This window comes from Paenibacillus massiliensis 2301065 = DSM 16942, assembly GCF_000377505.1.
Lineage (GTDB): Bacteria > Bacillota > Bacilli > Paenibacillales > Paenibacillaceae > Paenibacillus > Paenibacillus massiliensis.
In genome coordinates this window covers 499,177-510,832 of record NZ_KB898185.1, presented here as the reverse complement: position 1 = coordinate 510,832, position 11,656 = coordinate 499,177, and the positions used below count along the sequence as shown (strand labels likewise).

The 11,656-nt window shown below is 49.2% G+C and carries 9 protein-coding genes; 8 read left to right on the top strand and 1 reads right to left on the bottom strand.

Annotated features, from left to right (window positions below):
• Window positions 1-198 precede the first annotated feature (198 nt).
• From D328_RS0102275 to D328_RS0102255, 5 genes are all read left to right on the top strand, one after another.
• Window positions 199-1,977, top strand: coding sequence for a sensor histidine kinase (locus D328_RS0102275; protein ID WP_018883325.1), 1,779 nt, complete (start codon window positions 199-201; stop codon window positions 1,975-1,977).
• Complete coding sequence (locus D328_RS0102270; protein WP_018883324.1) at window positions 1,974-2,759, top strand: response regulator transcription factor; 786 nt, start codon at window positions 1,974-1,976, stop codon at window positions 2,757-2,759. The genes D328_RS0102275 and D328_RS0102270 overlap by 4 nt, the downstream gene beginning before the upstream one ends.
• Window positions 2,760-2,895: 136 nt before the next feature.
• Window positions 2,896-4,227, top strand: a complete 1,332-nt coding sequence (locus tag D328_RS0102265) for an extracellular solute-binding protein (protein ID WP_018883323.1) — start codon at window positions 2,896-2,898, stop codon at window positions 4,225-4,227.
• Between the two features lie 215 nt (window positions 4,228-4,442).
• Window positions 4,443-5,324 carry a carbohydrate ABC transporter permease gene (locus D328_RS0102260; protein WP_018883322.1) on the top strand — a complete coding sequence of 294 codons (882 nt, stop codon included), beginning with the start codon at window positions 4,443-4,445 and terminating at the stop codon, window positions 5,322-5,324.
• A 113-nt stretch (window positions 5,325-5,437) separates the two neighbouring features.
• Window positions 5,438-6,322 (top strand): carbohydrate ABC transporter permease, encoded by an 885-nt coding sequence (locus tag D328_RS0102255; protein ID WP_018883321.1) that lies wholly within the window; start codon window positions 5,438-5,440, stop codon window positions 6,320-6,322.
• Between the two features lie 332 nt (window positions 6,323-6,654).
• On the opposite strand, the gene D328_RS0102245 is transcribed toward D328_RS0102255, so the two are convergent.
• A complete protein-coding gene (locus D328_RS0102245) occupies window positions 6,655-8,265 on the bottom strand; it encodes a glycoside hydrolase family 43 protein (RefSeq protein ID WP_018883319.1) in 1,611 nt (536 codons plus the stop codon).
• A gap of 189 nt (window positions 8,266-8,454) precedes the next feature.
• Between D328_RS0102245 and D328_RS0102240 the strand changes: the two genes are divergently transcribed.
• The 3 genes from D328_RS0102240 (at window position 8,455) to D328_RS0102230 (ending at window position 11,595) form a co-directional block, all read left to right on the top strand.
• A complete protein-coding gene (locus D328_RS0102240; RefSeq protein WP_018883318.1) occupies window positions 8,455-9,387 on the top strand; it encodes an AraC family transcriptional regulator in 933 nt (310 codons plus the stop codon).
• Window positions 9,388-9,508: 121 nt separating this feature from the next.
• Entirely contained in the window at window positions 9,509-10,096 is a 588-nt protein-coding gene (gene pgsA / locus D328_RS0102235; RefSeq protein ID WP_018883317.1) for a CDP-diacylglycerol--glycerol-3-phosphate 3-phosphatidyltransferase, read from the top strand.
• Between the two features lie 233 nt (window positions 10,097-10,329).
• Complete coding sequence (locus tag D328_RS0102230) at window positions 10,330-11,595, top strand: competence/damage-inducible protein A (RefSeq protein WP_018883316.1); 1,266 nt, start codon at window positions 10,330-10,332, stop codon at window positions 11,593-11,595.
• The last annotated feature ends 61 nt before the right edge of the window (window positions 11,596-11,656 follow it).

Genomic DNA, 11,656 nt, shown 5'->3' with positions numbered 1-11,656 from the left:
AAGCGCGAGGGTCCCTTGTAGGCGTGCTTAGCTTGCTCGCCTCCCATTGACCACAGCTGGCGGACGAGTCCTTTGGCTGGAGAAATAGACAATAAAGCCTTTCTGCCCGGCACATTGGAGGCAAGGAGGCTTTTTTGTGCTGCCATATTCCCTTGCTTTCGTGAATAAGGATGTTCTATTGGAAAGGAGTGCAGGCGCGTGTATAGATGGATCAACAGTCTGAATACGTTGCGGAATCAGATTTTTCTTGGCTTTATGCTCGTAATGGTCATTGTACTTATTTTCATCGGGATGATTGTGTATAAGCAGGTGTCCGTATTGCTCCGCAACAGTGCTGAGCGTCACATCCAGCAGACCTCCATGCAGACAATGGGCAGGTTGGAAGCGATGCTGAATCAGGTCAATACGCTGACGGCGCAGGTATCGACTAATGCTACAGTTCAGCGCCTGCTGATGCAGGAGGCGGAGGGCAGTGCTCTATCGTTCGAAAATCGCCAGCAGCTCCAGCGTGAGGTTAGCAAATATGAAGCTTATGCTACAGACATCAAGTCACTGGAGATCTATACAGGTAATTATCGTAGATTACTTCCTCTGGATGATGGAAGTCTCGTGGACAGGCTCCCTCCTGACTGGATTCAGCAGGCTGATGCGGGGAAGGGACAGCTGGTCTGGTTCGGTGAAGATCCGGTTGATGCCAGTGCAGTTGTAGCAGTAAGGAGAATACGTCTGGTCGAGAAATCCTTCACTCACAGTGGATATCTTTATATTCGATTAGATAAGGCCTACTTCACTTTAACGGATGCTACGAGTAGCTTCTCTACCGTCACTAGGGAAGGGATATGGCTATATGATCAGGGAGGGCATGTGCTATCGGCGAATTCTGTCTCTGCTGTGGACGCCGCAGATGTTTTTGCAGCTGAGCGGGATCAGGGGACGTTACAGCTCGGGAAAGAGCACTATGTGGCTGTACACAACGAATTGGAGCCCACTGGCTGGAGGCTGATCATGCTGACACCGGTGAACTATACGACAGAATGGGTTCCAGTACTACGCCAGTCGATCCTGCTATCTGCGCTGATTGGAGCCGTATTGTTTCTGATATTGAGCTTTATTCTGACGACCATGCTCATTCGGCCGATTCGGTATTTGATTCGAGGAATGCGGGGAATAGGCTCAGGGACGATGAATCCTATACCTCTCAGCTCACGAACGGTTGAGATTCGGGAGCTCAGTCTTTCCTATAATCAGATGGTAGATTCATTGAATGAGTTGATCCAGGTCGTCTACCAGAAGGAAATCCTCCAGAGCAGAACGGAGCTGAAGGCACTTCAGGCGCAGATCCATCCGCATTTCCTGTTCAATACGATGGAGGCGCTGTGCTGGGAGCTGGATGAACGTGGAGAGGAAGAGCTGGCCCGTATTGTCGTGGCGATGTCCGGATTGTTCCGTTACGTTATTCATCGCCGAGAGGGCGATGAGTGGGTCCAGCTTCGTGAAGAACTGGAGCATGTCGAACGTTATCTGGTCATTATGAACATGCGTCTCATGCATCGTCTTTCCTGGTCCATGGAGGTAGACGAGGCGAGCCAGCGCCTGCTAATCCCGAAGCTCCTGATTCAGCCCATCGTCGAGAATGCCATCTGGCATGGTGTGGAGCAGCGTCTGGAGCGCGGACAAGTCGTCGTACGCGCTATTCCTGCTCAACGTCCGGGTCATACGCTCATCTCGGTAACGGATAATGGTCCGGGCATGAACCGGGATAAGGTGGAGGAGCTGTATGCTAGTTTTAGCGCAGCGCACACAGAGAGTAATAAACGTAGTGGTGTGGGTCTTGCCAATGTCGAGCGGCGTCTGCGGTTATTTTTTGACAATTGTGGACCTTGCCTACGGATAGAAAGCGAACCAGGACATGGCACGACGATATCCTTCGAAATCCCTGATCATGCTGGAGGAAGTAGAAGAGGTGAAGCGATATGAAGACAATTCTGATCGTAGATGATGAACCAAGGACACGTGAAGGGGTTAAAAAGACCATAAGCACCTGGTCCTCTGGGCGTTGCCGGATTGAGACTGCTGCCAGCGGCTTAGAGGCACTGGAATGGCTGCAGGCACAGGAAGCACAGTTGGTAGTAACCGATATCCGTATGCCTGAGCTAGGCGGGCTGGAGCTGATTGAACGCATTCATCACAGGTCTCGTCCACCAGCGATTATTGTGATCTCCGGTTACTCTGAATTTGAATTGGCCCGTCAGGCACTCCGCTTTGGTGTAGTGGACTATTTGCTGAAGCCTTTGGATAAAGAACAGCTCGTAGGCGCGGTAGAAGCGGCATTAGCCAAAGAAGAGAATATGCAGCGGGTTATACGCATGGAGCAGTTAATTGATGTGAAGCTACTGGAGACAGCTGGACAGGAGAAGGCCTATGTGACCAAGGTGCAGGAGGCGCTTCGATATATTGATCAGCATTTACAGGACCCCTTATCACTACGTGAGACAGCCTATGCATTACATATGAATTCAAGCTATCTGAGCGTGCTATTCAAGGAACAGACCGGACTTACGTTCAGCGAATATCTCACCCACCGACGTGTCCAGCGGGCGAGAGAATTGCTGGTAGGTACATCCATGCCAGTAGCAGAGATTGCCGAGCAGGTAGGCTACCAGACGGCTCGGTATTTCGTGAAGGTGTTCCGTAGTCTGGAAGGGCTAAGCCCAGGTCAATATCGTCAAAGTCTGTCCGACCCTGATAAGCAGATCTAATCCGTACTGAAATATTCTAATCATAGTGGTATTAATCCTAATCGTTGTTACCTTATCTCGAGGGTAGCACATTGTTACAATTTTGGTGAAGCGGTTACATTTCCCGCAATTATACATGAGAAAAGGGGTTGTATGCATGTTCAACAAAAAGTGGACGATTCTTCTCCTCATCTGGTGCCTTACTTTGGTTGTAGCTGGCTGTGGTAGTGCAGGTAGTGATTCTGGAGGTGAAGGCTCAGGCAGCAATGAAGGCAATCAAGTGACGGTGAACTTCATGCATTTATGGCCAGCAGGCGTGTCCGCAGGACAGAACAAAATCGTGAATCAAATTATTGACGAGTATCAGAAGGAGCATCCGAATGTAACGATCAAGCAGGAGGTGCTCGATAATGAGCAATACAAGAACAAGCTAAAGGTGCTCTCCGCCTCAAATGAACTGCCGGATGTGGGAGTCACTTGGGCTGCTGGATTTCTGAAACCATATGTAGAAGGAGGCCTGTTCACACCCATGGATGATTTGCTCGTCGGAGAGCTGAATGGCAGGTTCGTAGCGGGCACGACGGAGGCTTATGCAGTGGATGGCAAGACGTATGCCTTGCCGCTGGAATTCAATATTGCACCTGTGTATTACAACAAAGCAATCTTTCAACAGTATGGTGTGGAGGTACCCGAGACGTATGACCAGTTCAAGAATGTAGTGAAAACGTTGGCGGATCAAGGGATGGCTCCGATTGCGCTGGGTAACAAGGATCGCTGGACAGGTTCACTGTGGTATATGTATTTGGCTGACCGGCTTGGTGGCCAGGAGACACTGGCAGGTGCCATTCAAGGAAAAAATAGCTTCAACGACCCCGCATTACTTCAGGCAGCTAATGAGGTACAGACGCTGGTGGATATGAATGCTTTTGTAAAAGGTTTTAACGGTTTGTCCAATGAAGAAGCCAAGTCCGAGTTCCTCAATGGCAAGGCAGCCATGTACATGATGGGCACCTGGGAGCTGCCGAATTTTACGACGAACGAAGAGATTCCACAGCAATTCCGTGACAGTGTGGGCTTCTTCAAATTTCCAGCTGCCTCTGATGGCAAAGGTAATATCAATAGCTGGGTTGGCGGACCAGGTGTCGGGCTGTTCATCTCGGAGAACTCGAAGGTGAAGGAGGAAGCGAAGAAATTCGTTGAGTATTTCGTGAGTGAGTGGGGTGAGCAGTCTGTGACAGGTGCAGGCGTCATCCCGGCCACGAAAGTAAATACGGATACGCTCGAACTGCCTCCGCTTTACATTGAGCTATTCGAAGAAATGAATCAGGCGAGCAGCATTACATTGTTTGCAGATGTGCAGATGGAGGCCAATGCGGCTGAGACACACCTGAATATGATTCAGGCCCTATTCGGAAAGGCGGCAACCCCTGAGAAATTCTCCGAGGAGCATGATGCGGCGATGGCCAAGAGCAATTCCGGGCAGAAATAACTCGCTATTCGGTCTTTGTTCTAGACATCGTTGATATTTAACACCAGAATCACCTGATATCAATCGCTCTGCTGTGGAAATAATCAGTTCAACACTTGAGAGGTTATGATCCGACTGAGCCATCCGATCCGGCATGTTGCCGGGTCGCGCTTGGCGGAGTATGGTCACCATATCGACCTGCCAAGGGCCAGCACGGAGAAAGGAGTCTGAGTATATTGGATAAAGTCATGTCCAACAAGAAGATCATTACCTTGTATGTACTTCCTGCCTTGCTCATCATTCTGGGAATCGTCTACATACCGATCCTCCTTACCGCATATTATGGACTGCATAATTGGAATGGGATTGGGGCTCTGACTTTTATCGGTTTGGAGAATTATACAGCACTGCTCACCGACGACAAGTTCTGGGCCAGTGCATGGCACTCGCTGCTGCTCGCACTATTCTCGGCAGTAAGTCTAATCATCTATCTGGCAGTAGCCATGGTGTTGGCTTCCCGGATTAAGGGGGCCAATCTATTTCGTAAAATCTATCTGATTCCGATGCTTCTGTCCTCCGTAGCTATTGCCCAGCTCTGGCTGCGTATGTACCATCCGACGAACGGGATTGTGAACAGCCTGCTGGAGACGATGGGGATCGCGAATCCACCAGCATGGCTGGCCGAGCCTAATCTTGTGCTGTATGCGCTATTCGTACCGATTTTATGGCAATATGCGGGCTTTTATATTCTGATCTATTATGCTGGACTGAAGAATATCCCCTCCACGCTGGAGGAAGCCGCACGAATTGACGGTGCAACGTCTTTGCAAATTGCCTTGCGCATCCGGCTCCCGCTCATGCTGGAGGTTATCAAGGTGACGATCGTGCTGGCCGTCGTCGGCTCCTTGAAATATTTTGACCTCATCTATGTCATGACAGGCGGTGGGCCAAATGGAGCGAGTGAGGTGATGGCATCTTACATGTATTTGACAGCGTTCCGTGCCTATGATTTTGGATATGGAAGTGCTATCGCATTTTTCTTGTTACTGATTTGTCTCATCGTGACGTGGATCATTCGCCGGGCGACGGCGAGCAAGGAGACGATTCAGTATTCGTAGCTGTAGAAACGTGAATCTAAAGCACGTGGATCTATAGGGCGTAGATCTAGAGTAAGACTGTCAATATAATGGTCCACTTCAGCAATTTAATAACTAGTCAGGAGGTGTGCTACATGCGATTCGAAGCTGCGTATAAGCCGCAAACCAAGCGTACAACCTTCATTTCTCGCCCCCTGCGAAAGCTCGGCTATGTACTACTATATTTAATTTTGTGCGCAGTGGCTATCTTTCAGTTGTTCCCGCTCGTGTGGCTCCTGCTGTTCTCACTGAAAAACAATCAGGAGGTATTCAATCTTCCGCCGTTGTCTCTACCTGGGGAGCTGCGCTGGGAGAATTACGGCAAGGTATGGAACGCGGGGAATATCAGTGTATACTTTTTGAACAGTGTGTGGATTACAATAACGGCTACCTTGTTGACGGTAATACTGGGGAGTCTTGTAACCTTTGCCATTACGAGAATGAAGTGGCGGGGGAGCTCCTTCGTCCTTGGCTTATTCATGGTGGCGATGATGATTCCCGTCCATTCCACACTTATCCCCTTATTTAGCATGTTTAATCGAATTGGATTAACGGATCATCCGTTGTCTCTGATTCTGGCCTATGTGGCTTTCAATATGCCGATTACGATCCTGATTCTGCTGGGCTTTTATTACACGCTACCCAGAGAGGTGGAGGAGGCCGCTGTGATGGATGGCTGCTCGGTACACCGGGTATTTTTTCAGGTCGTACTGCCGATGACTGGCTCGGTGCTTGCGACGACCACGATTATTAACATGATTTATAACTGGAATGAATTTATTTTCGTGAATACCTTCATTAGCTCGGATATGCTCAAAACGCTAACGGTTGGCGTGCAGAACTTCATTGGTCAATATACGACGGATTGGGGAGCGATCGGCGCGACGTTGATGATCAGTATTCTGCCTATACTTGTTATGTTTCTCTTTCTCAGTGACCGCATAGTAGAAGGAATCGCAGCTGGTTCGGTCAAAGGCTGATTCTAGCCTGTTTTAATAAACGAAGAAAATACACAGATTAACAGCCAAATTAACAACAGCAATGACAAGAATCAGCTAAGCCTCTTGCGGTGCCGCTACAATTGAGCAACCAGGATGAGAGAATATGAAGATATGAAGAAAGGCATCCTCAGGGCTATGTCCTGGCAGGATGCCTTTCTTATATAATCTGTTGAATACTTTGCTGCCTAGCACGCCTTTGTTTGCGGCCTGGATCGCACGTAGAATGACTATCTTAGCAAATTTGAGCTTACCCAATATTGGTGGTACATTGAAGCGTCTAACAATGGGTGCAATGACGACGATGGCTCGCATTATGAGCGTGGCTTGTAAGTAAAGTAGTCAAAGTCGGCATGTAGGCCTTGACCTGATGTATCCTGGCATTGCATGCCCACAAAGGCTCCAGTAAAGAACCCGCCACCGCGAATGTAATCGTCGGACAGCTTATAGGAAGGGAAATCAATCGGTACGGTCTCCCAGGTGCTGCCGTCCAAGGAATAAGAGTATCTATAGATGTCAAGGTTCACCTCTACACGCATATATACGTATTCTGACGTTGGCGGCAGGATGATCTTCTGATCCTGCAGAGGCTGTGAAAAGCTAAGATTATCATTGACTGAAATGTCCAGAATTCGTCCCTTCTCCTCATCCCATGTAACCTGACAGGCGGTCCAGTTCTCGGTGTTATAATAATTGACAAGGCCGGCTGCTTGTTGAAAAGTTGCGGGCTCGAAGCGCAGCTTCGTCTCTGCCGTGAAGTAAAAATGCTGCCAGCGTCTCGCGACAAATGCCTGTGTAAAACGTGAGGTCAGGGATTCTCTGCCATACAGACGCAGATGCCCAGGATTATCCGTCAAGGATACAATGTCATTGCCCAGAGGAATGCGTAAGGTCTGGAAATGAAGATTCAGCTGATTGCTGTCAAAATCATCCTTCTCCGCGATATCAGGCTCCCAGGGAGCATTAGGGATGTTAGGTCCTTCAATGTGCAACGATGGTGCATGGCCTCCAACAACATAGGGCCAATCCTCTTTCCATTCCAGCCGTTGAATGGCAGTCTCTCTCCCCAGTGGACAATAGCCGCGAGGATCTAATAGGGGTTCATTCTCTCGCGGCAACGGTCTTCCAGTGAGGTGCACAAGAAACCACTCATCTGTATGCGTTTTCACAATTGAGGAGTGTCCGGCCTTTTGCAAAGGGTTACGCGGTGCTCCGAAGGAGGATAGCAGCGGATTGTGTGGATGTACCTCGTAAGGACCGTGTATATTTTTAGACCGGGCAATCGTCGACTGATGGTGATACCTTGTGCCACCCTCTGCGGTTAGCAAGTAATAGTAATTTCCGATTTTGTACAGATGTGGAGCCTCGGTTAGCTTGATGTCAGTGCCCTTGAATATGATTTCCTTCGGCCCGATCAGCTTGCCCTCGGATGCGCTATACTCCTGCAATACAATGCCATAGAAGGAGTGCTGCTCTGCACGATGGTCCCACACCATGTTGACGAAATATGTTCTGCCGTCCTCATCATGAAATAACGAGGGGTCAAACCCAGAGCTGTTCATATGAATAGGCTCGCTCCACTCGCCGTCGATCGTCTCACAAGTAACCAGATAGTTGTGACAGTCCTTCCAGGGGCCCTCTGTTACTTTGACATCTGTGTAGATGAGCCAGAATTGATTATCGCTGTAGGATAGCTGCGGAGCCCAGACACCGCCTGAATCGGGGTTGCCGGTCATATTCAGCTGACTTAATCGGGATAGAGGCCGTGAGACAAGACGCCAATGCTTCAGATCCTTGGAGTGATAGATTCCTACACCCGGGAACCATTCGAAGGTAGACACTGCAATGTAGTAATCGTCGCCAGCCCTGCAAATGCTGGGATCAGGGTTGAAGCCGGTCAGGATTGGATTTTGAATGCTAGCCATAGATTATACACTCCTTGTTATAAAATAAGTATGACGGATGATTTACCCATTCTGTAACTTTAAAAAAATGGGTCGGTAATGTTATCATAGCAATGAGAGTCCACGCTATACATATCCATAGCAGGTTCATGTTTATCCAAATCGTTCAAGGTGGTTCAGAAGATAACTGTACCGGAGGGATCAAGGGAAATGGGACAGATCAATGAAAGATATACAAGATCAGAACGTATGCTGCCGGACATGGATTCCACATTTCGCGTGTTTGGGGCCCATCTACGAACAGTAGAGAAGCAATGGACATACGAAAGTCACAGACATCCGTTGTTCGAGGTTAACCTGGTACTGTCGGGAGTGCAGGAGAGCGTTGTGAATCGCCAAAGGTATGTACAAGGGCCTGGGGATTTGCTGCTGCTTCGGCCCGATGATGAGCACGAGAGTCGGGTCGCTGAGGGGCATGATATGACCTACTATTGTCTTCATTTTGATGTAGATGATGTATCCTTTCGCGAATTGCTGAACCGCAATCCTCATTGCTTCCATGCAGCCTCGAGTGAGCTTGCTGCAGCAATTCGCCCTGCGCTGGACAAGCTGATCGAACTGACACAAGATGCCCCTACGCCTAGCCTGGAGGTGCGCATGAATGTGTTGTCTGCTCTCTTTGAACTGTTTGCTGCGCTTAGCAGCTCGCTCTCTGTGCAGGCGATTGGGGCAGGGCATATACGCATGACACAAGCTGCAGCACGTGTTGCGGAGCGAATCGAAAGATCCGTCGAGGATCATACGTCCATTAACGGTGCATACCGCGAGACAGAGACAATTACACGAATTGCTTCCGAGGTTGGCTACAGTACGTCCGCAATTAATCGAATGTTCAATCGTGTGTACGGACTATCTCCACGGCAGTACATGACTATGCTGATGCTCAAGAAGTCCAAGCTGCTCCTAATGGACCCGGAGCTCACTGTGGAGCAGGTGTCGCGTAGGCTGGGCTATCAGAGCATTGCCCATTTCAGCCGCCAGTTCAAGCGCTGGACGGGTGAATCACCGAGTAGCTTCCGTGGGGGGTTCCAGGAGACTGCACGGGAGGGAAATCGTCCAAATGCTGGGGAGAAGCGTCTTTGACATGCATTTCGGGCGTGTATTATACTGAATAGCGGATAGCATGATACTTCTTCAGAATAGTAGAGGTAGCTTTCTGTACATAATTAGAAATTAGATGAAAGAATATAGGGGAGAGTGTATTGTGAATTTACCCAACAAAATTACATTGGCGCGCATAGGCCTCATTCCGGTAATGATGGTATGCCTTCTTGTGGATTTTGAATTTTACCCGGACCCGATTCGCTGGGGAACATTTCATCTTCCATTTAATCAGTTGCTCGCAGCATTAATCTTCATTATTGCGGCTAGTACGGATGGTATTGATGGCTACCTGGCTCGCAAGCATAACATGGTGACTAATCTGGGCAAACTGCTGGACCCTCTCGCTGATAAGCTGCTGGTTACAGCCATTTTCATCTCGCTGGTTGAGCTGGGTAAGATGGATTCTTGGATTGCAGTCATTATTATCAGCCGCGAATTCGCTGTAACGGGCTTGCGCCAAATTGCATTGCTGGATGGCTCTGTTGTAGCAGCCAGCAACTGGGGTAAATTGAAGACAATCATACAAATCGTAGCCATTGTCGCCCTGCTAATTAACAACTTCCCTTTTATATTTTTCGGTATCCCGTTCGATCAGATTGCGGTGTGGGCTGCAGCGATCGTGACACTGTATTCGGGCTATGACTATTTCGCGAAGAACATGCATTTAATCCGTTCTTCCAATGTGTAGATGGTGTATGAATGACTCGGGCGATCCCGGGTCATTCTGCTCCTTATAGCTGAAAGACTGGACTGTAAGTTATGTGGCTTTCATTCGTAAGTGTGTCAATCCTGATAAGTAGGCGTTAAATAAATTGCAATAGGGCGCTACCTATTGCTTTTTCATTTCAGATGTGTGCAGTGATCCATATATTGTACCTAGTAATCGCATAATTAGGGCAAGAATTAACGGAGGGCGAGAATATGAGAGCAGAAATCATTGCAGTAGGTACGGAGCTGCTGCTCGGTCAAATTGTGAACACGAATGCGCAGTATTTGTCACAGGAACTGGCAGCGATCGGAATTGATGTGTATTTCCAGACCGTAGTAGGCGATAATATGAACCGCTTGCAGGAGGCCATTCGCCTTGCTAGTGGACGGGCTGATGTGGTGCTCTTGACTGGTGGTCTGGGCCCGACTCAGGACGATCTGACCAAGGATGCGTTGGCTGCTGTGCTTGGACGGGAGCTTCATGAGGATCGACTGTCGATGGACAAGATTGAAGGCTTCTTCCGTAATCGTGGTGTCGAGATGACTGACAATAACCGCCGCCAGGCGCTTACATTGGAAGGAGCGACGCCTCTGGCGAATGAGACAGGACTCGCTGTGGGGAATGGCCTGGAGCAGGATGGAAAGTATTATGTAGTACTGCCTGGACCTCCTAAAGAGTTGATTCCCATGTTCGAGACGGAGGCACGTCCATGGCTGCTGCAGCATGCATTGCAGGGTGAGCAGTTGGCCCTGTACTCCAAAATGCTCAAGTTCGCTGGTATTGGTGAGTCGGCACTAGAGACCAAGCTACTTGATCTCATTGACAGTCAGACGGACCCTACAATTGCTCCTTATGCCAAGGAGGGAGAGGTGACAATTCGCCTATCCACCAAGGCTTCAAGCGAAAGTGAGGCTATGGTCCGGTTGAACTCGACTGAGGTACAGATTCAGCAGCGCTTGGCTGAGTATCTATATGCGAGTGAGGATGTACCGCTGGAGAAGACACTGGTCGACTGGATGATCAGAGATGGCTTGACGTTGAGTGCAGCAGAGAGCTGCACTGGCGGGATGCTGATGGAGCATATTACCTCTGTACCAGGGAGCGGCTCTGTCCTAAAGGGCGGCATAGTATGCTACTCCAATGAGATGAAGGAGAAGCTCTTGAACGTGCCGCATCATTATCTGGAGGGTGAGAACAGTCCTGGAGCAGTCAGCCGAGAGGTGGCCCAGGTACTGGCTGAGCAAGTCCGCATGATTACGGATAGTGATTATGGCTTGTCGATTACCGGTGTCGCTGGTCCGGCATTTTCTGAGCATAAGCCAGTAGGTCTGGTGTATATTGCCATTGCACAGCGAGAACAGGAAACGCAGATCTATGAGTTGAGGCTGAACGGTAACCGGGAGACGATTCGTCTGCGGTCGGTGAAGTCCATTCTATATCGACTCTGGAGATGCCTGGTAGCGAATCAGGGGGCATGAGTGGTCTCTGATATGCTGTCTGATCCCGTATCCAGAGTATGAACTGCTTGTGACATTAGCG